Source organism: Maribacter corallii (assembly GCF_047345415.1).
Lineage (GTDB): Bacteria > Bacteroidota > Bacteroidia > Flavobacteriales > Flavobacteriaceae > Maribacter_C.
Genome location: NZ_JBLFEP010000002.1, coordinates 312,049 through 336,349, shown reverse-complemented (window position 1 = coordinate 336,349; position 24,301 = coordinate 312,049). Strand labels below are relative to the sequence as shown.

The 24,301-nt window shown below is 45.0% G+C and carries 20 protein-coding genes; 5 read left to right on the top strand and 15 right to left on the bottom strand.

The window, feature by feature from the left end; translation table 11 throughout:
* Positions 1 to 18 precede the first annotated feature (18 nt).
* The gene (locus ACKWCA_RS06750) at positions 19 to 222 is read left to right on the top strand and encodes a hypothetical protein (protein WP_413977406.1); all 204 of its coding nucleotides are present in this window, start codon (positions 19 to 21) and stop codon (positions 220 to 222) included.
* Here the strand turns inward: ACKWCA_RS06750 and ACKWCA_RS06745 are convergent.
* From ACKWCA_RS06745 to ACKWCA_RS06730, 4 genes are all read right to left on the bottom strand, one after another.
* Entirely contained in the window at positions 219 to 1,844 is a 1,626-nt protein-coding gene (locus ACKWCA_RS06745) for a S41 family peptidase (protein WP_413977405.1), read from the bottom strand. The two genes, ACKWCA_RS06750 and ACKWCA_RS06745, sit on opposite strands and share 4 nt — an antisense overlap.
* 12 nt (positions 1,845 to 1,856) lie before the next feature.
* Positions 1,857 to 2,291, bottom strand: coding sequence for a deoxycytidylate deaminase (locus tag ACKWCA_RS06740; RefSeq protein ID WP_413977404.1), 435 nt, complete (start codon positions 2,289 to 2,291; stop codon positions 1,857 to 1,859).
* A gap of 81 nt (positions 2,292 to 2,372) precedes the next feature.
* On the bottom strand, positions 2,373 to 2,957 hold the full coding sequence (locus tag ACKWCA_RS06735; RefSeq protein WP_413977403.1) for a HupE/UreJ family protein: 585 nt from the start codon (positions 2,955 to 2,957) through the stop codon (positions 2,373 to 2,375).
* 39 nt (positions 2,958 to 2,996) lie between these two features.
* Positions 2,997 to 3,731, bottom strand: coding sequence for a TerB family tellurite resistance protein (locus ACKWCA_RS06730; protein WP_413977402.1), 735 nt, complete (start codon positions 3,729 to 3,731; stop codon positions 2,997 to 2,999).
* Positions 3,732 to 3,871: 140 nt separating this feature from the next.
* Here ACKWCA_RS06730 and ACKWCA_RS06725 point away from each other — a divergent pair, with 140 nt between their 5' ends.
* From ACKWCA_RS06725 to ACKWCA_RS06710, 4 genes are all read left to right on the top strand, one after another.
* Complete coding sequence (locus ACKWCA_RS06725) at positions 3,872 to 4,282, top strand: BrxA/BrxB family bacilliredoxin (RefSeq protein WP_413977401.1); 411 nt, start codon at positions 3,872 to 3,874, stop codon at positions 4,280 to 4,282.
* A gap of 86 nt (positions 4,283 to 4,368) precedes the next feature.
* Positions 4,369 to 5,109, top strand: coding sequence for a lysophospholipid acyltransferase family protein (locus ACKWCA_RS06720; protein WP_413977400.1), 741 nt, complete (start codon positions 4,369 to 4,371; stop codon positions 5,107 to 5,109).
* Positions 5,106 to 5,771 (top strand): HD domain-containing protein, encoded by a 666-nt coding sequence (locus tag ACKWCA_RS06715; RefSeq protein WP_413977399.1) that lies wholly within the window; start codon positions 5,106 to 5,108, stop codon positions 5,769 to 5,771. The genes ACKWCA_RS06720 and ACKWCA_RS06715 overlap by 4 nt, the downstream gene beginning before the upstream one ends.
* Positions 5,772 to 5,981: 210 nt before the next feature.
* Entirely contained in the window at positions 5,982 to 7,406 is a 1,425-nt protein-coding gene (locus ACKWCA_RS06710) for a Gfo/Idh/MocA family protein (RefSeq protein WP_413977398.1), read from the top strand.
* Positions 7,407 to 7,421: 15 nt separating this feature from the next.
* Here ACKWCA_RS06710 and ACKWCA_RS06705 read toward each other — a convergent pair whose 3' ends face one another.
* From ACKWCA_RS06705 to ACKWCA_RS06655, 11 genes are all read right to left on the bottom strand, one after another.
* A complete protein-coding gene (locus ACKWCA_RS06705; RefSeq protein ID WP_413977397.1) occupies positions 7,422 to 8,675 on the bottom strand; it encodes an RNA polymerase sigma factor in 1,254 nt (417 codons plus the stop codon).
* A gap of 66 nt (positions 8,676 to 8,741) precedes the next feature.
* Positions 8,742 to 9,089 (bottom strand): YciI family protein, encoded by a 348-nt coding sequence (locus ACKWCA_RS06700; protein WP_413977396.1) that lies wholly within the window; start codon positions 9,087 to 9,089, stop codon positions 8,742 to 8,744.
* Positions 9,090 to 9,164: 75 nt separating this feature from the next.
* Complete coding sequence (locus tag ACKWCA_RS06695) at positions 9,165 to 10,238, bottom strand: PA0069 family radical SAM protein (protein WP_413977395.1); 1,074 nt, start codon at positions 10,236 to 10,238, stop codon at positions 9,165 to 9,167.
* 97 nt (positions 10,239 to 10,335) lie between these two features.
* Positions 10,336 to 11,910, bottom strand: a complete 1,575-nt coding sequence (locus ACKWCA_RS06690) for a hypothetical protein (RefSeq protein ID WP_413977394.1) — start codon at positions 11,908 to 11,910, stop codon at positions 10,336 to 10,338.
* A 20-nt stretch (positions 11,911 to 11,930) separates the two neighbouring features.
* Positions 11,931 to 12,713, bottom strand: coding sequence for an enoyl-CoA hydratase/isomerase family protein (locus tag ACKWCA_RS06685; RefSeq protein ID WP_413977393.1), 783 nt, complete (start codon positions 12,711 to 12,713; stop codon positions 11,931 to 11,933).
* A 10-nt stretch (positions 12,714 to 12,723) separates the two neighbouring features.
* A complete protein-coding gene (locus ACKWCA_RS06680) occupies positions 12,724 to 13,641 on the bottom strand; it encodes a PhzF family phenazine biosynthesis protein (protein ID WP_413977392.1) in 918 nt (305 codons plus the stop codon).
* Positions 13,642 to 13,645: 4 nt separating this feature from the next.
* On the bottom strand, positions 13,646 to 15,058 hold the full coding sequence (locus ACKWCA_RS06675) for a sensor histidine kinase (RefSeq protein WP_413978027.1): 1,413 nt from the start codon (positions 15,056 to 15,058) through the stop codon (positions 13,646 to 13,648).
* Between the two features lie 176 nt (positions 15,059 to 15,234).
* Positions 15,235 to 15,786 carry a CopD family protein gene (locus ACKWCA_RS06670; RefSeq protein ID WP_413977391.1) on the bottom strand — a complete coding sequence of 184 codons (552 nt, stop codon included), beginning with the start codon at positions 15,784 to 15,786 and terminating at the stop codon, positions 15,235 to 15,237.
* Between the two features lie 60 nt (positions 15,787 to 15,846).
* Positions 15,847 to 17,598 (bottom strand): arylsulfatase, encoded by a 1,752-nt coding sequence (locus ACKWCA_RS06665; protein ID WP_413977390.1) that lies wholly within the window; start codon positions 17,596 to 17,598, stop codon positions 15,847 to 15,849.
* A gap of 39 nt (positions 17,599 to 17,637) precedes the next feature.
* On the bottom strand, positions 17,638 to 20,793 hold the full coding sequence (locus ACKWCA_RS06660) for a glycosyl hydrolase (protein WP_413977389.1): 3,156 nt from the start codon (positions 20,791 to 20,793) through the stop codon (positions 17,638 to 17,640).
* A gap of 206 nt (positions 20,794 to 20,999) precedes the next feature.
* On the bottom strand, positions 21,000 to 24,149 hold the full coding sequence (locus ACKWCA_RS06655; protein ID WP_413977388.1) for a VPS10 domain-containing protein: 3,150 nt from the start codon (positions 24,147 to 24,149) through the stop codon (positions 21,000 to 21,002).
* Positions 24,150 to 24,301: the final 152 nt, after the last annotated feature.

Here is a 24,301-nt window from a genome sequence, read left to right as displayed (position 1 = left end):
TATGGAAAACCTAAATGTATGAGTAAAACACTCTCTTTGATTTTAATCGTCTTGGCAGTCGCACTGATCGTCTACAATGTGACCTTGGTAGATTTCCAGCAACCTTTTGTAGGCAATAGCATCATTGCCCTCATCGGGATAGCCGCATCGTTATGCGCAATCGTTTTGCTTCTGATTTTTTTGACCTCTAGGAAAATCAAGGACAAGATGAACGAGGACTAATTTTTCGCTTCTATTTGGTCAGCCTCCTGCAATTGAACTACCGGATTGTCCAAAAGCAATACGCGTTGTAGCATTTTATCCGCATTGCTTTTGATTTTAGCATGCGCATTGGGGCCGAACAATTGTTCCGCTATGGCTGCCTTCAGATAAAGTTTAATACTGTCTTCATAGTCATAAAAGCTCATCTTGAACCTTCGGACCATGAGATAGTCGATGAACTTTTCAAATAGGACATCATCGACCTTGAAATTGGCGATGAAGTCGTTTTCAGAATAATCGCTGTAGCGGGCCCGGTCTTCATCTAAATGTTCGAAAATGAAATAAGAAATCCACCCATAGCTATCCATACTTTCGACGGCCTCTTCTTCATTTGTTCCGATCGGGACAAATTCATCAGGAATGATTCCACCCCCACCATAAACAACTTTGCCTCGTGGTGTCTTGAACTTTAAGGAGTCAGCTACCTTAATGCTGTCAACCGAGGTCAATTCGCCGTTTTGATAGCGATCTGTAAATTTTTGGTAATAATCCTTATGGCCATTTTTGTAGGTTCTTTGAATACTCCGACCAGTAGGGGTATAGTATCTCGATACCGTCAAGCGCACGGCAGATCCATCCCCGAGCTCCATCTCTCTTTGCACTAGCCCCTTGCCGAAGGATCGACGGCCTACTATCGTACCGATATCGTTGTCTTGCAAGGCTCCAGCGATTATCTCGCTTGCCGAAGCCGAACGTTCGTTTATCAGCACATAAACGGGTTTGTCTTCAAATTCTCCCTCATCGGTGGCAAAAACCTTGTTTACCTTCCCTTTTTTGTTCTTGGTGAATAGAATCAGTTTTCCATCTTCCAAAAACTCGTCTGCCATTTGTTCAGCGATTCCGAGGTAGCCCCCTGGGTTATCCCTTAGATCCAAGGTCAACTTTCTCGCCCCCATCTTTTGCAACTCTTTCAATGCAGCTTTGAACTCCTTGAAAGTGGGTTCTGCAAAACGATTTACCTTGATATAGCCCATATCTTGGGTCAACATATAATATGATTCTACACTTTTGATCGGTACGATATCACGTTTGATATTCGTGGTGAAAAGCTTGTCTTCCGCTTTGCGATACACTTGAAGTTTTACTGATGACCCTCGTGTACCTTTTAAGCGCCGTACGATTTCATCATTGGAGATGTCCTTGCCAAAGAGCGTATCATTGTCCGCCATAAGAATGCGGTCACCTGGCTCGATTCCCTTTAGAAAACTAGGCCCTTGCGCAATTGTACGTATCACGGAAATCGTGTCTTTATACTTGTAAAAATTGATTCCGATTCCCACGAAATCCCCCTTCATATTTTCCGATACTTCGGTCATTTCCTCTTTAGGAATGTAGACGGAATGGGGGTCTAATTTTTCGAGGATATTGTTTACCGTGATATCAACGATACTGTCCGTATTGATTTCATCGACATACTCATAATCAATGTAGTCTATAAGTCGATTCAATTTATCTTTCTTTGAATTGGTCGTAAAGAGTTTTTCGGGCGAATCGTTAAAATTCAATTTACCCCCGAGGAATACTCCGAGCGCCAATGCTGCTGCGAAAACGGTGGGCCATATGTAATTGATTCTCTTTTGCATTCTTCAAGTGTCTTACTGGGACATGATATCCGGTAAATGTTGCAATTCAACTCCTGCCTTGGCTAAAAACTCCAAACCGGAATCGTCCTTATAGCGCGTTTGATACACTACACGTTTTATGCCAGATTGATGAATCAGTTTACTACACTCCCGACAGGGTGAAAGGGTAATATACAGGGTTGCCCCGTGACAGGATTGTGTTGACGAGGCAACTTTTGAAATGGCGTTCGCTTCTGCGTGCAACACATACCATTTTGTATACCCTTCCTCATCTTCACAAAAGTTCTCAAAACCGGTCGGCGTACCGTTATAACCATCAGAGATGATCATTCGATCTCGAACGATAATTGCACCAACTTTCTTTCGTTCACAATAGGATAGTTTTCCCCATTCCGTAGCCATACGCAAATAGGCCTTATCATATTTGGTCTGTTTGGTTTCCGTCATCTAGCGCATGTGTATTGCTGTCAACTAAGATACCCGCTTTAGAAAGTTCTTACAACCTTAAAAGGTTTATTTTAACATCCGTTACCAAGGGAACGTTCGTATCAATATAGGTATTGTGATCAAAATGATCAAAATGGAAGAAATCAATACGAAAAGTGATTTTTTTAATCCCAAAACAGCGACTAAAAGATAGCTGATTGCCAGAATCGCCAAGACAATCAGTACCTGAGCTATTTCTATACCGGTGGCAAAGCCCAATAAAGGGCCAAGTTTGTTCTCTTCTTCGGCCATCAGCATTTTGAAGTAATTGCTAAACCCAAAACCGTGGATCAATCCAAAGAAAGCCGTCGCCAATAGATGTAGCGATACGTTCCGATCAAAGGTACCTCCTCGGCCATAATTCAGATTGAAAAGTGCGGTACCTAAAATAGTGACAGGAATCAAAAACTCGATCAGCCCAACATCAACCGTCACGATTTCATAGACTGATAAATACAACGAAAGACAATGGGTAATAGTGAACACCGTCACCAAGAGCAAAACACGTCTCCAAGCCTCGAACGTAAATGGAACGGCCAAAGCGGCTAGAAACAAAATGTGGTCATAGGCCGCAAAATCGAGAACGTGACTCAGGCCCAGTTGTATGTAAAACCAAAAATTTTCCATTATCATAAACTATTATAGGTAGCATCCTTCGTTAATAAATTACATTCCCCGCTCTTTTTGAATCGTCTCATAGGCCTTTTGAACCTGCTTGAATTTCTCTTCGGCCCCCTTTTTGATGGCTTCATTTTCGGTGTTGACCCGATCCGGATGGTATTTTTTTGCCATCGTACGATAGGCCTTTTTTACCTCATCGTCCGTAGCCGCTTTTTGAATTTCCAAAATCTTATACGCCGTATCGGCCGATTTGACGAACATCGCCTTGATACTTTCAAAGTCTCGAAATGCCACGCGCAAGTAGCCCGCGATTTCCTGAATCTTATTGACCTCCGCGGTACTGACATTGCCATCAGCTTGAGCGATGCCGAATAAGAAATGAAGCAATTGCAAGCGCACCTCATACCTCGTACGTTGATTTAGAAAAGTGCTGATACGTTTTGCGGATATTTCCCTGTTCTTACTCACCTCATTGAACGTACGAAAAATGGCATTGGCCTTTTCTTTTCCGTAGGTACTCACGAAATACTGTCGCACATAGTCCATTTCGGTCTGGCTCACCTTGCCATCGGCCTTGATAACGATAGAACACAATGAAATCAGGTTCAGCTCAAAATCGGCTGGGGACACCTTTTGTCTCGTCAGGTCGCCAAGAACGCTTTGAGATCTTCCCTTCTTGCCGAATTGACTCTCAAATAAACTACCCACCAGAAAACCCAGTATCGCCCCGGGATATCTAAAAAGGTAATACCCGAGTAGTGCCGCGATCCATTTAATCATAATCGGAGTGCTTTTTTGCCAAAGATAGGTTCCCTCAATGTCAAGAGCAAGAGATGCATTTAAGATAACGTAATGGGCCAAAGATAAATACGACAAATTCAGTATCTTTACAAACTGAAATTAAATCTTAAAAAAATACTATGTACCCTGCAGAATTAGTAAAACCTATGAGAGATGATCTGGCCAATGCCGGATTCGAAGAATTATATACTGCCGAAGCTGTTGAAAATGCCATAAAACAAGAAGGAACGACGCTTGTTGTGGTAAATTCGGTTTGTGGATGTGCTGCAGCTAACGCGAGGCCCGCAGCCAAGATGAGCTTACAGAACGCCAAAAAACCAGACCATACGGTTACGGTATTCGCTGGCGTAGATACGGAAGCGGTAGATACCGCAAGAAATATGATGGTTCCCTTTCCTCCCTCATCACCCAGCATGGCCCTCTTTAAAAACGGGGAGTTGGTTCATATGATCGAGCGCCACCATATCGAGGGAAGACCAGCAGAACTTATTGCAGAAAACTTAACAGAGGCGTATAACGAATTTTGCTAAATTCAGTTGTTGCCAGTCACTAGAAGACAATTGAAAATAGTTTAAGGGAAACCGCTCTTTAAGGAGCGGTTTTTTATTTTTGTCCCATGCAGAAGTTTTTGGCATATCCCTTGAGTGCGCTATACCTGATTTTTTTTGGGGCGACCCTTTTGGTGTTCCACCCCATTCAATGGGTCTGTTTTAATCTTTTTGGATATAACGCCCACCGCATAAGTGTAGCCCTGTTGAATCTTTGCCTCATGCGTTGTACCCATATACTGGGTACTACCTATAGTTTTGAAAACCCACATAATATCCCTTTTGACCGACCATTGATCATTGTGCCTAATCATCAAAGCATGCATGATATTCCCCCTATTATTTGGCATATGCGCAAATACCATCCAAAATTCGTGAGCAAAAAAGAACTTGGTAAGGGCATTCCGAGTGTTTCATATAATTTAAGGCATGGAGGGTCGGTCTTGATAGATAGAAAAGACAACAAACAAGCCTTACGGGAAATTATCAAGTTGGGAAAGTATATTGAAACCCACGGTCGAAGTGCCGTCATTTTCCCGGAAGGAACACGTAGTCGTGACGGACACCCCAAACCATTCAAAACAACAGGGTTAAAACTTTTGATGAAAAGCGCTCCATCTGCTTTGGTGGTACCGATCAGTATCGACAATTCATGGAAAATGTTAAAGTACGGAAAATTCCCCAACGGACTGGCAAACCATATCACCTTCAAAGTACATCGGCCCATTGCCGTGACCAAAAATGTGGATACTATTATCGAACAGACCCAAGAAGCTGTTGTTTCGGGTATAAGCTCTTTTAAGGCATGACCGATTCAGAAATCGTATCGAAGACCATCCAATTTGTAAAAGAGACCCTTGCCGATGCTGAAGGAGGCCATGATTGGTTTCACATTCAACGGGTCTATAACAACACCTTACGACTTGCAGAGGAAGAACAAGTAGATAATCTAGTAGTGCGTTTAGGAGCCTTATTACACGACATTGCTGACTCAAAATTTCATAATGGCGATGAAACTATCGGCCCCAAAGTGGCTGCAGATTTTCTGGCATCGTTGAATGTGGATAAGGCCACCAGCGAACATGTGATCAACATCATCGAAAACATCTCTTTTAAATCAAGCTTGGAGGCGTTATCCTCGAACAAAAAATTTGCTTCCAAAGAACTCGAAGTTGTTCAAGATGCTGACCGGCTCGACGCTATTGGTGCAATTGGTATTGCCCGGGCCTTCAATTACGGAGGCTTTAAAAACCGTCAACTCTACAATCCTGAAATAGCGCCTGAACCAAATATGACCAAGGAGGCATACAAAAAGGCAACAGGGCCTACCATCAATCACTTTTACGAGAAATTATTGTTGCTCAAAGACCGAATGAATACAAGTACAGGAAAGAAGCTTGCTCAAAAAAGGCATCAATACATGCTAGATTATTTAAACCAGTTCGACAACGAGTGGAACGGCCTGTTGTAATCGATTGTCGGTAAGGATGGAAAGCCGCGAACAAATAGCGGCAAATGGAAAGCGATTCTAGGCTTTTTTATGAATCTCGATTATCGAGTCAAATATTCATGGTATCGTTTACCTTGAACATCCATTGACCAACATTAACTTGGTTTCTGCCGTTGGACATTGATTCAATTTTTCCGTATCTTCTCGCACTTAAATCAAGTCCGACAAAAGATGCAAAGAAGAAAGTTTATCAAAAAATCCGCCGCCGTATCCGCGGCATTCTCCATCGTTCCCAGTTTTGTAATGGGTAAAGGCCACGTTCCTCCAAGTGACACCCTTTATGTGGGGGCTTTCGGTGTAGGAGGTCGAGGTGCAGGAGTCATGCAAGGCATGTACGATACCAAGAAAGTAAAGTTCGTGACACTCTGTGATGTTGATGACCGAAGGGCAGCCGATACCTATAAAAAATATCCCAAGGCCAAACGATTCAAGGATTTCAGAAAAGTATATGACAAGCACTTAAATGAAATCGACGCCATTATGGTGGCGACCCCTGATCATATGCATGCGTCCATTGCGCTACCTTTTATGCGAGCCAAAAAACACGCGTACGTTGAAAAGCCCTTAACGCACAATATTAACGAGGCCCGATTGATGACCACTGTGGCCAAGGAAAATGGTATTGTTACCCAAATGGGCAATCAAGGCGCTTCAAGTGCCGGTAGCCGCGAAGCCAAGGAATGGATTAATTCGGGCATCATTGGAAAGGTACATCGAGTAGACTGCTGGACCAATCGACCTGTCTGGCCGCAAGGCGTTCCCGCACCTACCGAAAAACAGGCGGTGCCCAAAGGACTCGATTGGGATCTTTGGCTCGGCGGTGCCGCTATACGTGATTACAATGCAGCCTACCTCCCCTTTAAATGGAGAGGTTTTTGGGATTTCGGCACCGGAGCGTTAGGTGATATGGGGTGCCATATCATGGAGACCCCCTTTGGGGTCTTGGATCTTGGCTATCCGACCGAGGCAGAAGCCAGTTGTACCACCAATTGGGTGGGTGATTTTGTGGAAGCGGATTACAGTTCATCTTGTCCCGCTTCTTCCATCGTACGCTTAAAATTCAATACGGAGGCCCATGGGGATATCGCCTTGAACTGGTACGATGGCGGATTGTTACCTGACCTTCCGGATGAACTGAAAGACGGTGAAAAAATCGGCGATGGTGGTGGCGGTTCTATTTTCTATGGCACCAAAGGCATTTTGGTAGCTGATACCTATTCGCGGAACGCGCGGTTGTTGCCAAGTTCGAATATGGAACTCTTCAATGCCCCAAAACCCTATCTAAAAAGAATCGAAGGGGATACTGGGGGACATCAAAATAATTTTGTGGAAGGTTGTCTGAACGGTTTGGAGACCTCATCGGCCTTTGAGCGTTCCGGTCCTTTGACCGAAGCCGTACTCATGGGGAACCTGGCTATCAAAGCCTTTCAATACAAGAAGTACAAACCGGGTAAAAAAGCTGGGGACTGGGATCCTTTCGAATATCCGGGAAGGCGAAAAATACTTTGGGATGGCGCCAATATGAAGGTGACCAATTGGGATATGGCGAACGATTGGGTCAAAGGCACCTACCGTAAAGGCTGGGAGTTGACCTAAACATCACTTTAGGTTTTAGGCATCTATTGCCTTGAGTTTTTTGTAGAGGTGATTGCGTTCCATTTCATTATGAGTGCGATCGATAGCCCGTTGTAACGACAGTTTCGAACCCTTCAAATCTTTTAACTCCAATAAAAGTTCAGCTTTGATGGCGTTGAATAGGGCATTATCGATAAAATAAGGGCTTTTCTCAAAATCTCGAAGGGACTTCATGGCCTTTTCCGCCCCAAAAACCCGGTGGAATGGTACCAATCGATTCAACTGGGCGATGGGTGAAAAGCTTCGCGCCAACTGCAAATCGTATAATTGAAGAATGGCTTGCCAATTGGTATCATCAAAATTCTTGGCCGTACAATGATAATACGAAATGGCCGCTTGTAAATGATAGTCGGATGGGTTTTCTTTGACCGAGGCGTCCTCTAAATGGTAAATTCCAATATTGATTAGCTCACGTTCGTACAGGGACCTATCTTGATTTTCCAGATCGACCAGATTGCCATCACTATCGATTCTCGCATCAAATCGAGAGGCGTGAAAACACATCAACGCAATCAACGCATGTACTTCCGGGGTGTCACAATATTTGTTATCCGTTAGGAGTAAAGCCAACCGAATGGCTTCCATACAAATATCCTTTTTTATCAAGCCCGACCCCGACCGCGTCGCATATCCTTCCGAAAAAAGCAGGTAGATTACTTTTAGCACGATCTTCAATCGCGATTGTAACCCCAATTCCAACGGTATATCCAAGGTACGCACCTTGTCTTGAAGTCTTCTCTTGGCTCGAGTAAATGATTTTGCTACCGTTTCTTCCTTTTTAAAAAGCGCTTGGGCAATTTCTCTGTTCCCAAAACCGGCAATCAATTTCAAACTCAGAATAATTTGGTATTCGGCTGATAACGATGGGTGACAACAGGCAAATATCATTTTCAACTGACTATCGCCGATTGCCGTGTTCAAAAGCACTTCTTCTTTTTGAGGTTCTGAATTTTTTGAGGGCAATAGCACATCAACATGCGCCAGATGCTTCTTTTTTCGAAGCGTATCGATAACCCTATTTTGGGCAACTTTCAACAACCAGGCCGTAGGGTTTTTAAGCGGCTCACCATATCCCCAAACCTGCATTGCCTTGAGTAATGCCTCTTGAACGGCATCTTCGATTACCTCTAGTTGCGACGGGCCGAATTTATAGGTCAGGAAAGAAACAATCTTACCATACTCATGTCTGAATATGTGTTCGACCAATTGTTCGTTATTTACTTCTCCCATGCCGTAAGTGTACAAAGAAAGGGCCTTGTAGGCCCTTGTTACCATAGTGTCAAATAACCCGTGCCATTACATATTCATTGACATGATTTCACGCACCTCAACGTTTCCATCGTGTTCAAAGATGGGACACTGCTTTGATATTTCAACCGCTCCGTCAAGATCATCGGCCGTTACAATCAAGTATCCGCCTACTACCTCAGCACCTTCTGCAAAAGGACCATCGGTAACTAATTCTCCCCTCTCTTGCACGACCTTACCTTCTTTTGATAGGGGTAAACCGTCGACCAACTTTCCAGCTTCCTTTAGTCCGCCCATCCATGCGCCCCATTTTTGCATGTGGGCTTGCATTTCTTCAGGAGATTGTTCCAATCGTCTTGCATCTCCACCTCTAAATAAAAATAAAAAATTACTCATGATATATTGTTTTTAAAATGAATATGCCATAAAGACGCATGGGGCTCGGCAAAATGGACAATCTTCTAAATTTATTCAAAATAATCGCAACTGACCCTCTTTATATGGCTCGTGCAATGCTGTATTCAACTTAGGGAACGTCTTATCCCTAAAATAACGTTTTTGGGCCAGTCGAACCATCTCATGAATCTGTTTCGCAATTTTCCCATCACCACGCCCCCTGATGCCAAAGCGACTATCATTCAAATTACCGCCGTGACATTCTTGAATTTGGTGCAGTACTTTTTGCGCTTTATCCGGCAGGGTCTTTTCGATCCAATCCGTGAAGATCTGACCGATGGCCCCGTTGAGACGGACTACAGTGAAGGCAAAAGAGCAGGCTCCGTTGTCAGCAACGGCCTTTGCCAGTTTCAGGACCTCATGACTATTGATTCCCGGAATAATAGGCGCCAACATGGCGTTTACGGGAATTCCATTTGAGGAAAGTACCCGAATGGTCTCAAGCCGTTTCTTGAGACTTGATGTTCTAGGTTCGAGAATCCGTCTTGTTTTTTCAGAAAGGGAAGTCACCGAAATATTCACCCCGATCAAGTTATCCTTTGCTAAAGCTTCAAGAATATCCAAATCCCTAAGAATGAGTGCGTTTTTCGTAATGACACCAACAGGATGTCTGTATTTTAAAAAGACCTCTAGACAGGCTCTGGTGATTTCATATTTTCGCTCTGCAGGTTGATAACAATCCGTGTTGCCTGACAAGACGATGGTGCACGCCTTCCATTTCTTGTTCTTCAGTTTGGCTTCAAGCAATTGGGGAGCATTTTCTTTGATCAATATTTTACGCTCAAAATCAAGGCCAGCACTATAGCCCCAGAATTCATGGGTATTTCGGGCGTAGCAGTAGATACAACCATGCTCACAGCCCTGATAGGGATTCATGGAGTATTCCATGCCCACATCAGGACTGGTCACTTTATTGACAATGGTCTTTGGAAATATCGGTAGGTATTGCGTTTTATTGTAATCGGCATCTTCCCCTTCCAATCGACAAAATTCAAGAAAATCATCACGTGTTTCATGACTGTATTCAAAGAATTTGTTAGGAGAGTTGTGCTGGGCGCCCCGGCCTTTGATATATTCGTTGGATTTCAATATTAGGATTTATTCCAAATTTATGGAATAAATCCTAATTTCTATGTTTTCGAGTGTTAATTATAGGTCGTTCAAATAGCGAACATCACAGCTGTTCTTATTTGGAGGGTGTACTACCTTCAACGCCTATTTGCACTCGTATCAACTGCTTTTTACTACCTCTCTTAGCATAGAATAAAAGGTCGTCAGAAGCTTTATCGACAAAAGGTCGCGACACCATGATGGGCAATCGCACTTCTTTATCATCGATGAGTTTCTTATAGGAAAGGCCTCCGTCGCCATCGATCTTGATCACGAACATATTCGGGTTTCTACTGTATCCTTGTTTGAACAAGATTCGATTTTCGCCAATGGTCTGTGGATTCTCACCTGAATTGATGAAGAAATACATGTCATTTCCAAATCCGTGTGCGCTATAGGAAGCATAAGCCGCATCTCCTTGGGTTACCTCTGATTTGTTGATATTACGGGCCCATTCCATATCACCCTGTGCATTCAACTTGGCACATACAATATCATTGTAATGGAAACGATCCACTATTCTTCTGGTGTCACCATCAAAATGCTCGCCTTCCGTCACAAAATATTCCTCGGCACTGAACACGATATCCTTGGATGGCGTAATATGAACATCCTTGAAAATGAGGTTTTTTATGGTCGCATCCACTTCACGTCCGAATTTGTCGTCCATGAACTGTTTTGAAAAGGGATTGTATTTTTTTGTTTGAACAGCTAATGTATTCGGATGCAATTCAAAATAGGCCAAACCATTATAGCGATTGTCCTTTCGATCGGCATAGAAGCCAACACTGACCAATTTGTCATCGACCAATATGGGTTTCAAGGATTCTGGAAATCTACCTTCATCAGTAAATTCTTGGCTCGTATGACCCGCATTTGTAATCTTTAAAAGCTCATATTGGTATTTGCGTTCTTTGGCATCAAATCGCCTTTTCTTGAAAAAGGCCTTTCCCATAAAATATAAGGTCTTCATATCTTTTGAAGTCGCTATGTTCTCGAACGCATAGTTTTTATCTACGATCTGTTCACTGAAATCATACTTCAGATGGGGTGTCAGATCCGTTCCGAAGAGATATATCTTATACTGCTCGTTTTTACCTTTGCGATGGTGTACCGTTATGGCAAAAGCGGATTTATCATCGTTGAAATGGGTAGCCGTTGAAAAGCCGTTACCGAATTTTCGATTGTATTTACTTACCGCCAACGGGTTCAGTACCTCCTTCGAGGGAACGGAAAGCAAAACACGTTCGGAAAAATTAAAATCGTCAAGCGGACTCTGGTGTGCTTTGTATTCATACACTTGGGCATCATAGTCATATACCAATTCCAATAGATACAACTGCCCGTTTTTTACAAAACCATCAACCATGTGTTTTCCGGCATACTTGTAATTGTAGTCTGATTTTAGGGTCATATCGGCATTGTAAACCTCAATAAAATGTCCTTTGGGTTTCAGTGGAAACCCTCCGTAGTACGTTCGTACCAAAACGGTTTCCCCTGAGGAGGCTTTGTCGATAGACAAAACAGTGGAGAATTTATACCGGTCGGAATTATTCTCCCCTAAACTGTAGCTTACGGGGATGTCTTGAGCGTAGCCCATGGGCCACACAGCCATTACCAGCAATAGTGCAAGTGCCTTTCGAATGTTCATAAGTAGGTGTTTGGGGTACGCTATGCTCCGGGAAAATCGGCCTTGCGCTTTTCTAAAAAGGCCGTGGTACCCTCTTCAAAATCAGCAGTACCAAAACAGGCACCAAAGGCTTCGATTTCGGACGCATACCCATTACTATCATGTTTAAAACCTGCATTTACGGCTTTTATTGCATACGCGATAGCAACAGAGGAGTTATTCGATATCTTGCCGGCCAAATTTTCGCAAAAAGTCAGTAGTTCTTCTTGGGGTAACACGTGATTCACAAGACCATATTCAAGCGCCTTACGGGCATCGATCATCGCCGCGGTCATAATCAATTCCAACGCCCGACCCTTGCCGATCAATTGTGGTAAACGCTGGGTACCTCCATACCCGGGAATGACCCCTAATGACACCTCAGGAAGTCCCATTCGTGCATTTTCACTTGCCACCCTAAAATGGCAGGCCATCGCCAGCTCAAGTCCGCCCCCTAAGGCGAAACCATTTATGGCGGCTATAACCGGTGTCGAGAGGTTTTCCACAAAATCAAATAGTGATTTTTGTCCTTTAGCGGCCAAAGCGCGCCCTTCTTTCACTGAGAAATTGGCAAACTCCGCAATATCGGCACCGGCCACAAAGGCCTTTTCCCCGCTTCCAATTAAGATTATCACTTTGATTTTCCCAGTTTCATCCAAAGTCTTAAAAGCCTGGTGTAGTTCTTTGATTGTCTCTTTGTTAAGTGCATTGAGCTTGCTGGGTCTATTGATTGTAATTGTGGCAATAGTACTCCCTTCCTCGACTAAAATGTTGTTGTACTTCATAGTTTGATTTTTAAATGGACCATGTACCCTGACCTACAGAAACCACGCGACCACCGACTTTTAAGATATAGTTGTTGTTTTTCAATTTGCCGTTCAAATATAAGAGCGATTCCCGACCCATTTCATAGCCCTGTTCGACAACTACTGAAATTTCCGGCTCGACATGTTTGAGCAAATAGGCCAAAAGGCAGCCATTGGCGCTTCCTGTTGCCGCATCCTCCCAAATACTACCGTCTTCCAATACGAACATTCGCGCATGATAGTGGTGCTCGGGATCCACGGTTTCAGGGGTAACGAAGAAAAGTGAGGTCGAAAGACCGATGCTACTGTTTTCTTTATGCAATCGTTGACTTTTCAAAAAGCGCTCTAATTTCGAGCTGTCCAATCGAATCTGTTGAATGCTTTTCAAATCCCTTAAGAAAACAATCAAATAGGGCAAGCCGGTGTCGATCACTTCAATAGGCATATGTGGGTCGAGGTGATCTTCCGCTAGGCCCAGGGCCGAAGCGACCAGGGAGGAATCGATAGTACCATAGAAATCAGGTTGTGCCTGTTGCATGGTAAACCTGCTCTCTTCCAGCTCATCAGGTCTGTTCAGCTCGACCGGAATATCGCCTTTTTTCAATCTTAAGATGATTTCACCTGACGGTACCTCACTGAGTTGCTTGGCGATGATGTATGCCGTACCCAAGGTGGGATGCCCCGCGAAAGGCACTTCATACTCCGTCGTAAATATGCGAACTCCAAAACTTCCGTCCGCTTCAACGGAACGTATGAACGTACTTTCGGCGAAATTGATTTCCCGTGTGATGTGCAACATCTCTTCGGCCGATACTATTTGTTCCAAATCAAGAAATACGGCCAATTGGTTCCCCTTGTACTTTTGAGGAGCGAACACATCTACGATATAAAAGTCTATTGCTGACATCTAGTTAATGATGTTCTCTCGGAAAACACACCATAAATACGGTCCCTTTTCCGGGATGTGAGGTGAAACTTATACTGCCCTTATAGGTTTCCACGATATTCTTCACCATACCCAAACCAAGGCCCATACCACTTGATTTCGTGGTGAACTTGGGTTCGAAAATCTTATCTCTGAATCCATCTTCGATCCCTATGCCATTATCCGCTACGGATATCTTTACCTCGTTTCCTTCTGAGGCAACGGTCACCAAGATCCTTGGAGATTCAACTTCCGGAACCGCTTGAATGGCATTTTTGACCAAATTCGTCACTACGCGAATAAGCTGCGTGCGATCTAATTTTGCAATAATGACCTCTTCATCCGCTATAAAATGAATGTATTTTTCGGTAAAAATATCCAGGGCAAGCTTCACGATAGTGACCACATTCAGGGTCTCATTTTGTTGGGCCGGCATTTCCGCAAAATTTGAGAAGGCACTGGCGATATTACTCATAGTATCGATCTGCTGGATGAGGGTTTTCGAATACTCCGTCACCTTTTTGTCGATTTCAGGGTCATTAGGGTCGAACTTTCTTTGAAAGCTCTGGACACTTAAGCGCATGGGGGTTAGGGGGTTCTTGATTTCATGGGCCACCTGCTTCGCCATTTCACGCCATGCCTGTTCGCGTTCGCTACGAGCCAGCTTGGCGGCACTCGCCCCCAATTCATCGATCATTTCATTATAGGAGTCTACCAGTTTTCCGATTTCTTCACTTGGGTCCTCGATGAATATTTTTTCGTTGCGTTTGGTCAAATCGGTCTTGTGCATCATGTCGGATATCGTCTGTAGCGATCGGGTGATATACTTTGAAATAAAATAGGCCAGACCTATGGCCGACAACAGCATGAAAAAGTATACCCATCCTAAGCGAATGAAAAATTCACGTAACTCCATATCATTGAAAGAAGGGTCTTCAAAGTACGGCAGGTTCAATATACCGATCGGTTTGAATTTAGAGTCGTTGATATAGGTATAGGAGGCTTTGTATTTGTCTCCAGCGGCGGTGTTTTCCTCCACATATCTATGATTTGCACTAGTGTCAAGATTATTGAGTACTTCTGCATCCAGACAGTTTGAAATGGAGTCCATTTCAAATTTAGGTCTTGAACTACGGATCAGTCCTCCCTCCAAATCGTAGATATTGAAATATACATTTTGTACATCGGCAATCTCATAGATTTCATTCTTGAAGATCATTGGAAGATTTTCCGTCGTCTGCGGATAGGTCGTTTTTTTAAGTACGTAATTGATGCTTTGCTTGATCTGCTCCTCCTTACGTTCGAGACGGATATCGTGGTAATCGTCTAATTGTTCACGGTACTGATAGATCGTTACTCCAGAAATCAAGACCGACGCAATGACCACCAGAAGAATCATGGTCGTAAAAATGCGGGATCGAAGCGAAAGTTTTTTGAGCAAGCCGATGGGTATTTCTATCCAAAGGTAGCAAATATCGAACCAAGTTTTCACCCGCCGACCCTCAGCGTCACATCACAAAATAAAAAGGGAAGAAAGGTTCTTGGAGGGGATGGCCGGCTTGGTCTTTCGATTTTCTAGGCCTCGGGGTTTTTCTCCCGAATACGCTTGTATAATTTAATTCCAAGCATCAATAAAATTCCAAGGACGATGATACCGACTACACCGAAAATCCAGTTGACGGCACTTTTGAGAATAACTAGAAAGATGACCGCGAAGAGAATCAAGGTCGCCCCCTCATTCCACAAGCGCATATAGTTCGATGAATACCGAATCTCATTGCGTTGCAGTTGTTTATAAATCAAATGGTTCTTGATGTGATAGGCAAAGAGCAGGACCACAAAGCCCAGCTTTACCTGCATCCACGGCTGATAGATCAAGCCGGAATTCAAATGAAGCATGATAAGCGCAAAGAATGTGCAGAGAATCGCAGACGGCCAGGTGATGATGTTCCAAAGGCGTTTGGTCATCAGTTGCAACTGCTTGGTCAAAATCTCTCTATCGGGTGATGGTCTTTCCGAGGCCTCAATGTGGTAGATAAAGAGCCTTGGAATGTAAAAAAGGCCAGCAAACCAGGTCACCACAAAAATGAGATGTAAGGCTTTGATGTATGGGTAATAGGCAATCATTCAGGTGTGCTTTGCAACGCAAAGGTAACCATTCACTACTATATTTTGGTTGACATCCATCTAATCGATTTTTTCCAAGGATACCCAAAAAGGGAATATTTTTTTTGAGCTACTCTGATAGAAAGGAATAAGTTCGCCTGTCATTTCCGGAAGCACAACATGGGGCATCTCGATGATATCCACGGCTGTTGATTCGTTTTCAAATTGATTGACTATTGTTCCTGCCTCCAACACCATACGGCCGGTGTCTTCTAAGGGCTTTACAAATTTGAAGGTGATATTGTAGGTGCCCTCGGCAATTTTCACGTCCCATTTTCCATAGACCTCTTCCTGCGCCCAAATGCCTCTATCTCCTCCGGCATCATTTCTATTGAGTACCGTCGGGTTTTCGTTGACCGTCCCGATTTGGATTCGAGGCGGGTTTTTCAGGTTTTCAGAACGAATCAAGTTACCATACTGTTGTTCCAGTTCTTGTAGCAACTCTTGGGCGATCTGTTTCTCCTTCAGCACAAGGTCGTGTTCTTCGAACGGATCATTTTCCAAATCGAAGAGTTCAAAGTCCTTGATTTGGGCATCGTAACCCGTGTGGCCCACCAATTTATAATCGCCTTTTTGAATGGCCATATTCCGATACCGTTCCGGATACCTCCGAGTCCAGTACGAAAAGAGCGAACGGTCTTTCCAGTTCTCGGTATTCCCATTTAACAGGGGCACTAGGCTTCGTCCATCAATTGTACGATCTGCAGGAAGGTTAATCCCACAAAGATCCGCCAAAGTGGGCAGCACATCGATATGGGCGGCCATCGTCTCGATTTCGACATTGCGTTTTCCCTTTTGTGGAAGGCGCATATAAAAAGGCACCCGTGTTCCGCCGCGGTAAACGCTTCCCTTTCTTCCTCTCATTCCGGCTATGTAGCGTACTTGCTGTGGCCCATTATCCGTCATAAAAATGACCAGGGTATCATCAGCAATTTGAAGTTCCTCTAGCTTTTGCAATAGCCGCCCTACATTATCATCGATATTCGACACCATGGCATATACCTTCCGAGCATCTTCCTTGTCTTTTTCGGACATGGGTACAAAAGGGCGTCCGTCGGCAAAACCCTTGGACGGGTCAATATCCTTGTACAGCTCATAATAGCGTTCCGGAACTTGCAATGGCGTATGGGGCGCATTGAAGGAAAGGTAACAGAAGAACGGTTCGTCCGCACTTTCCGTGATAAAATCGATGGCGCTATCCGTGAAGATGTCACTGCAATAGCCTTTATACGACTTTTGTTTGCCGTTCTGCCAGAGTACAGGGTCGAAGTAACTACGGTCGCCCTGAAACCAGGTGGTAAAGTCTCCTACTTGGCCCATTCCCCCTGATAGGTGCATCACGGATTCATCAAAGCCCTGATCCATCGGTCGACTGGGGTAATTGTCCCCTAGATGCCATTTTCCGAAGAGTCCCGTAGCATAGCCTGCTTCTTTCAGCAATTCTGCTAAGGTAATCTCGTTGGTCGACATCATCGCGCCTCCGTTATAGGTATCGCGAACACCGGTTCGCAAGGAGTAGCGGCCCGTCATTAAACTAGACCGGGTCGGAGCACAAACAGGTGAAACATAAAAATTAGTAAATCGCACGCTAGCCTTGGCAAACGCATCCAGTACAGGCGTTTTCAAATGATGATTTCCAGTAAACCCCAAATCACCGTACCCCTGGTCATCGGTAATGATCAATATGACATTCGGACGCTTTTCCGTCTGACCAAAAGACCCGAAGGGTATCAGCAAGATCAAAAAAAGAAGGCTTTTGATGACGTATTTCATTCGATGTCAATATTCCATACTGCTACTTAACCTAAACATCTAGTCCGCAAGGCGTATTGCCCCGATACCCGACTCCCAAAGCCTCTTATTAAAGGCGGGAATAGCGGTTGTTTTTAGTTGTTCCGCTTTACTTTTCAAAGTGGCCCATTGTGCGTCCAGTTCCTTTTTACGGTCTTTGGAGGGTTGATTCACCCTTGGAATGGAACTATTGGTAGCATCAATTAAAAATAGGTATTCGGCGCTGAATTTATTCGGGAAATTCTCAACATCGTCATACGCTTGCGATTTTCTTTGGATCATATCGGCATCCCAGGCATCAAGTGCATCAACAAGTTTTTGGCCTTCTTCTTTTACAGAGGTATCTTTCACATCGGTCAGCACTTCCTTTAATTGTTGTTGGGCTTTATATAACGTATTGATCATCTCGTGCATCTCGGTCAGTTTGGCTTCCGCCTCGGTCAAAAATGTATGGTACTCACCATATTGTTCAGGGGTCGTGCTATAAGTAGGCACCGCCACTATTTTTCCTTGTGTGGTAATTGCCTTGTCTCCTGACTTGATGCGAACAGTGTACGTTCCGGGAGGCACCCTATGACCACTGAAACGCGACTCGATATACGTGCCGGGAACTCCAGGTAAAATACCGGTTCGCATGTCCCACACAAATCGATTCAATCCTTCTTTTTTGGATAAGGTTGGGGCCGGCCTTGGGCCACCGCCATTATGTGGTACATAGTTTGGGTCTTTTTCAGAGGAAAAACTACGGACCATGGTACCGTTAGCATCCATAATATCCATCGTTACAGCTACGGAATCCGCTACTTTGGGCAGTTCGTAATACAACACCATGCCATTTGCAGGGTTTACCCCTGCCAAGGTATTCATCCCATCAAAATTAGTGGTATTCCCACTCATTGGACCATACCATGTGCCATTCATGGCATCTTTGGGTCGATACAACTTCATTTGGTACGGATGTCCATCGTGCGAGTTGGTCGTTTTGCCCATTTCGTACTGAGACAACAGGGCCAAATCATCCAATATCCAAAAGGCTCTCCCAGAAGTGGCTACGATCATGTCGCCTTGGTGGATCTTGATATCGGTTATCGGGGTTTTGGGCAAATTCAATTGAAATGGCCTCCATGTTTTTCCACCGTTCCATGAGAGATAAAGCCCCTTTTCCGTTCCTGCATAGAGCAGGTCTTTTTTGATGGGGTCTTCCCGAACGACCCTCGTAAAGGCTCCGTAGGGAATTCCCGTAGAAATATTCGTCCACGATCGACCGTAGTCGTTACTTTTATACAATGCCGGCGTATGGTCATTGAACTTGTACTTTGTGGTCGCAATGTAAACGGTCGCCTTATCATGTGGCGACACCTCGATGGCATTGACCAGAGCCTCCCCTAAGTTTTTCGGGGTGATATTCTGCCAAGTCGCTCCATTGTCTTTGGTTATATGCACATAGCCATCATCGCTACCGGTATAGAATACACCCGCTTCATGTGGGGATTCTAGCACATAGGCCAATGTACCATAGTTTTCCGCACCTACGGCCTCATTGGTATACGGCCCACCACCATTGCCTTGTTTGGCATCGATATCACGGGTCAGGTCAGGCGACATTTCCTCCCATGTCACGCCCATATCACGGGTGCGCAATAGCAATTGGGCCCCGTGGTAAAATGTGTTCGGTTCGTGTTGTGATCTCAAGGTCGGTGCATTCCAATTATAGAGGTATTTCATATGACGTGCCTCCCGCCCAAGGTACTGAATCGGAGCGGCCATTACATTCGTAGACGCTTTCGAGTGGGTATCCAAAACCTCGATAGTACCCAAATAACTTCCTCCCATCACATATCTTGGGTTATCGGGATCGAACGCCAGAAAGGCACTTTCTCCCCCGGCAGATGGACTGAAATCGGACATCGTAATGCCGCCATTTCCCGGGGACATACTGGCTACCATGGCCGAAGAGTAATCTTGCTGTCCTGCATAGATATTATAAGGGTATAGATTGTCCGTATTGATCCGATAGAACTGTCCCGTAGGCATATTCACCTGCGAGGACCACGTTTTTCCGAAGTCAAAGGTCACGGCCGCACCGCCATCATTGGCAATCACCATATTCAACGAGTTTTCCGGATTGATCCATAGGTCATGATAATCACCATGGGTACCCGAAATGCGTTCCCAGTTCTTACCCCCGTCCAACGAACGAAGGGCCGGGGCACTCAAAACGTACACAATATCTTCGTCTTGAGGGTCGGTAAAGAGCTCGATGTAGTACCAAGCGCGTTGTACCAGGCGATTATCGCCACTTACCATACTCCAACTTTTACCTGCGTTGTTGGAAACAAATAGTCCGCCTTTGTCTTGATTGCTATCACTTTCGATCAGCGCATAGACCTTATTCGAGTTCGCGGGACTCACGGAAATCGCCATTTTTCCTTTTTCTTCGGGAAGGCCTTGGGTCATTTCTGTCCAAGTCTCTCCAGCATCGGTAGATTTATAGAGTCCGCTACCTGCTCCGCCACTAACGACCATATTGGGCTTTCGTTGGTGTTCCCACATGGCAGCGTACATAATCTCGGGATAATTCGCGTCCATGGAAAGCTCTACGGCGCCGGTTAGCTCATTGACGAAAAGTGTGTTTTTCCATGTCTTGCCTCCATCTGTGGATTTGTAAACGCCCCGTTCTTTGTTCGGGCCATACAATTGCCCTTGCGCGGCGACATATACAATATCAGGATTCGTCGGATGGATGATAATTCGTGAAATATGTTGCGTCTCTTGAAGTCCCAAATGGGTCCACGTCTGTCCCGCATCCGTTGATTTGTAGACACCATCACCATACGAGGTCATTACCCCCCGTGGGGCGTGTTCACCCATGCCTACATATACGATGTTGGTATTGTAGGTCGAAACGGCTACGGCTCCGACCGAACCCATTTCAAAATACCCATCCGAAATATTATTCCAGCGCTGCCCCGCATCTTGGGTTTTCCAAAGACCGCCACCTGTTGTACCCATATAATACGTCATCGGGTCACCGACTACCCCGGAAGCGGAAACGGAACGCCCCCCACGAAAGGGACCGATATTCCGGAATTTGAGGGGTGAAAAATACTCCTCCACGGTTTGGGCGAAGGTGAGGGTTACGGTAAACAGGGCCAGGACAAAAAGTTGTTTTCTCATTTTGGGTTATTCGTTATTTCATTTTTTAAAATCTCCACTCCTATATGAAGTAGAGGTGTATCCTTCGATTCGTTAGTGACCAAAGAAAAAGACGGGCTGGCAAGCACATTTACTAAGGCCCACTGTATAGTTAGTGTCCAGATGCTATCACCCTTCCCCCTTAAATCAATAAGGAGCCTTACTTATAATCACCGCACAACCATCAGCTACTCCTCTACAAACAAATAGTTCAATTGCAACTCATTAAAGGCGGCATTGAAATCTTGTAGCTCTTTGTCTACCATGGCATCAAAAGCTTTTAATTGGGTCTCGATCTTACCGGTCAGTTCTTGTTGAACGGCGATGTCTTGATCTGTCGGAGGGAAATCATCAATGCCCACCAAGCGATTGAGGTGTGCCAATTTATTGGTCAACCGAATCGGGAAGTTAAGGGGATCTTGATTACTTCGATTCTTGGTCTGGTACAAGGCCTTTTCTATTTTTTCAAACTCTTCCTTCATGGTTTTGGCCTTTTCGACCAGTTCCTTCGTAGCCTCGTTGTCTTTATACTGTGCGGTAAAGGCTTCGAGTTGCGTATTGACCCCACGTATTTTCTTAATGGAACCATGCGCCTTGTTGATCGTGGCATTAATGTTTGAAATAAAATCATGTTGCTTTTGCATATCGGCTGCAGAAACCTCGGCCCGTGGATCAGGAATGATCTTGAACTCTTGGCTTTGATTGGCGCCATTTACGTTCAGATGGACTTTATAACTTCCGGGAACCGCTTTGGGTCCATCAAAACCGGCGGCCCAAAAGATCATGCCATCCAGGGTTTCGGCTTTTTCGCCCCGCGTATTCCAGACATGGGTATTGCCTCCTTTTTTCATTTCGGCCGTGTTCAATTTACGCTCTTTATCCTTCGCTTGTGAACTAAAACTCGCCAAGGTATCATTACTCATTGTGGTATATGTCAACTGCACCGTATCTTTTTCCTTATCGAAATTTTTGAGATAGAAGTGGGTCACCACCCCATTCGGATGGTTCGCTCCTTCGGTCTTGGAAGGTTCCTTACTCGCCCTTCCTTTGGTGCGGTAGCTATCCTTTGGTTTGTACAGGATAGAAGACCTATTTTTCTTTCCATCATCCAATTGATGCAGTACGGTAAGGTCGTCTAAAATCCAGAGGCTGCGTCCTTGGGTGGCGACGATCAGGTTATTGTCTTTAATGGCCAAATCGGTAATCGGAACAATCGGAAGGTTCATCTGAAACGGACTCCAATTGGCGCCATCGTCAAAAGAAATATACATTCCGGTTTCGGTACCGGCGTACAACAATCCCTTTCTCTTTGGGTCTTCACGGACGACACGCGTAAAATGCTCGGCAGGTATACCGTTCGTTATTTTTTTCCAGGTCTTCCCGTAATCCGTAGTTTTATAGAGGTAAGGCGCAAAGTCGCCCAACTTGTATTTGGTGGCTGCGACATAACAGGTGCCCTCATCAAAAGCGGAAGGTTCAATACTATTGATCATATTCCATTCAGGCATTCCCGCAGGGGTCACATTTTCCCAATTGGCCCCTCCATCTTTAGAGACATGAATCAGGCCATCATCACTTCCAACCCACAATAATCCTTCTTTCAAAGGACTCTCATTAGCGGCGAAAATAGTACAGTAATATTCCACTCCCGTGTTATCTTGTGTAATCGGACCTCCACTGGAAACCAATTTGGCAGGGTCGTTTCGAGTGAGGTCATCGGAGAGCAATGCCCAACTTTGACCTTCATTGGTGCTCATGTGTACGTGTTGCGAAAAGGTATAGAGTTTCTTCGGATCGTGTTTGCTGAACATGATGGGGAAGTTCCACTGAAAGCGATATTTCATTCCCTCAGCACCATAGCCCATAGGATTATCAGGCCATACGTTGACACCGCGAACGGTACCCGTTTTGTGATTGACACGGGTCAGGAATCCGCCGTAACTTCCGCCGTACACAATATCATTATCGGTAGGATCAATGGCAATATGGGCCGATTCGCCCCCTGCTGTTGGTTCCCAATCGTCTTCGCCAATACTGCCATCATCCGAACGGTGATTGACGCGAAGGGTCGAATTGTCTTGCTGGGCCACATAAATGCGATAGGGATGGGCGTTGTCGGTGGTCACACGATAATACTGTGCGGTCGGTTGGTTGTAATACGTACTCCAGGTTTCCCCCGCGTCATAGGAAATCTGTGCTCCCCCATCATCACCGATGATCATCCGCTTAGAATCCTCGGGAGCGATCCACAGGTCGTGATGATCTCCGTGGGGTGCATTAAAGGTATTGAAGGTCTTCCCTCCATCTTTAGAACGGTGGTAGCGAACGTTCATCACATAGACCGTATTTTCATCCTCGGTATCCGCATATAGACGCGTGTAATACCAGGCGCGTTGGCGTAGTTTTCGCTCACTATTGACTTGTGTCCATTTCTTGCCACCGTCTTCGGAACGGTAGAGTCCTCCTTTTTCCTTGTTTTCGACCAAGGCCCACACGCGCTCGCTATTTTTTGGGGAAACGGTCACTCCGATAATCCCGAGCGTATCCGTTGGAAAGCCCTCGTTTTTGGAAATCTCCGTCCAAGTCTCACCACTATCCGTGCTTTTCCATAATGCGGAACCATCACCGCCACTACTCAAACTGTAGGGGGTACGTTGTGCGCGCCAGGATGAGGCATATAGAATTCTCGGATTGTTCGGGTCTAGAATCAAATCGACAAAACCGGATTGGTTATTGACGAACAGTTTTTTGCTCCAGGTCTTTCCGCCATCGGTACTTTTATAGATGCCGCGATCTTGGGTGGGTTTGTAGATATTACCCAATACAGCGGCATAGACCACGTCGGCATTGGTTGGGTGAATGCGGATTCGCGGCACATGACGGCTCTTTTTGAGTCCTGCAGAGGCCCAAGTTTTGCCTCCATCCTCGGTTTTCCAAAGGCCATAACCGGAAGAGACATTCCCCCGAAGGGTCTTTTCGCCTCCACCTACATAGATGACGTTCGGGTCGCTTTTCGCTACCTCAACGGCACCGATACTGCCCCCAAAATAGCCATCGGAAATATTTTCCCAAGAGCGACCCCCATCCAAGGTCTTCCAGACACCACCTCCAGTGGCCCCCATATAAAAGAGGTTGGGCTCTCCGGGAACGCCGGTTACTGCGGCAGAACGGCCACCACGGTGCGGCCCTATGGAACGGTATTCCATACTGGAATAAAGCGCCTCGGGATAGGCGGTTTGAACAGCTTGTTGTTGTTTTCTTCTTTGGGAGTGTACGGTTAGCGGAATACACAAAAACGCCAAGGCCAAAAGGCCGAATTGGGCATAGAACTTCTTCATTTTTCGAGTGGATTAATTAGTCAGTTTAAATGTAGTGAAGAACGCGGTATTAAAAAAATGATGGGGGTCATGATTTTAGGGGCGAATGTCAGGCAAAAACGGTCTATTTAGAAAAGGGTCGAAAACCTTTGACCCTAGATTGTTACTTAAAA

Bases quoted from the DNA above. Each gene is read 5' to 3' on its own strand.
- ACKWCA_RS06750 (WP_413977406.1), top strand. From the start codon at position 19: ATGAGTAAAACACTCTCTTTGATTTTAATCGTCTTGGCAGTCGCACTG.
- ACKWCA_RS06745 (WP_413977405.1), bottom strand. From the start codon at position 1,844: ATGCAAAAGAGAATCAATTACATATGGCCCACCGTTTTCGCAGCAGCA.
- ACKWCA_RS06740 (WP_413977404.1), bottom strand. From the start codon at position 2,291: ATGACGGAAACCAAACAGACCAAATATGATAAGGCCTATTTGCGTATG.
- ACKWCA_RS06735 (WP_413977403.1), bottom strand. From the start codon at position 2,957: ATGGAAAATTTTTGGTTTTACATACAACTGGGCCTGAGTCACGTTCTC.
- ACKWCA_RS06730 (WP_413977402.1), bottom strand. From the start codon at position 3,731: ATGATTAAATGGATCGCGGCACTACTCGGGTATTACCTTTTTAGATAT.
- ACKWCA_RS06725 (WP_413977401.1), top strand. From the start codon at position 3,872: ATGTACCCTGCAGAATTAGTAAAACCTATGAGAGATGATCTGGCCAAT.
- ACKWCA_RS06720 (WP_413977400.1), top strand. From the start codon at position 4,369: ATGCAGAAGTTTTTGGCATATCCCTTGAGTGCGCTATACCTGATTTTT.
- ACKWCA_RS06715 (WP_413977399.1), top strand. From the start codon at position 5,106: ATGACCGATTCAGAAATCGTATCGAAGACCATCCAATTTGTAAAAGAG.
- ACKWCA_RS06710 (WP_413977398.1), top strand. From the start codon at position 5,982: ATGCAAAGAAGAAAGTTTATCAAAAAATCCGCCGCCGTATCCGCGGCA.
- ACKWCA_RS06705 (WP_413977397.1), bottom strand. From the start codon at position 8,675: ATGGGAGAAGTAAATAACGAACAATTGGTCGAACACATATTCAGACAT.
- ACKWCA_RS06700 (WP_413977396.1), bottom strand. From the start codon at position 9,089: ATGAGTAATTTTTTATTTTTATTTAGAGGTGGAGATGCAAGACGATTG.
- ACKWCA_RS06690 (WP_413977394.1), bottom strand. From the start codon at position 11,910: ATGAACATTCGAAAGGCACTTGCACTATTGCTGGTAATGGCTGTGTGG.
- ACKWCA_RS06685 (WP_413977393.1), bottom strand. From the start codon at position 12,713: ATGAAGTACAACAACATTTTAGTCGAGGAAGGGAGTACTATTGCCACA.
- ACKWCA_RS06680 (WP_413977392.1), bottom strand. From the start codon at position 13,641: ATGTCAGCAATAGACTTTTATATCGTAGATGTGTTCGCTCCTCAAAAG.
- ACKWCA_RS06675 (WP_413978027.1), bottom strand. From the start codon at position 15,058: ATGATTCTTCTGGTGGTCATTGCGTCGGTCTTGATTTCTGGAGTAACG.
- ACKWCA_RS06670 (WP_413977391.1), bottom strand. From the start codon at position 15,786: ATGATTGCCTATTACCCATACATCAAAGCCTTACATCTCATTTTTGTG.
- ACKWCA_RS06665 (WP_413977390.1), bottom strand. From the start codon at position 17,598: ATGAAATACGTCATCAAAAGCCTTCTTTTTTTGATCTTGCTGATACCC.
- ACKWCA_RS06660 (WP_413977389.1), bottom strand. From the start codon at position 20,793: ATGAGAAAACAACTTTTTGTCCTGGCCCTGTTTACCGTAACCCTCACC.
- ACKWCA_RS06655 (WP_413977388.1), bottom strand. From the start codon at position 24,149: ATGAAGAAGTTCTATGCCCAATTCGGCCTTTTGGCCTTGGCGTTTTTG.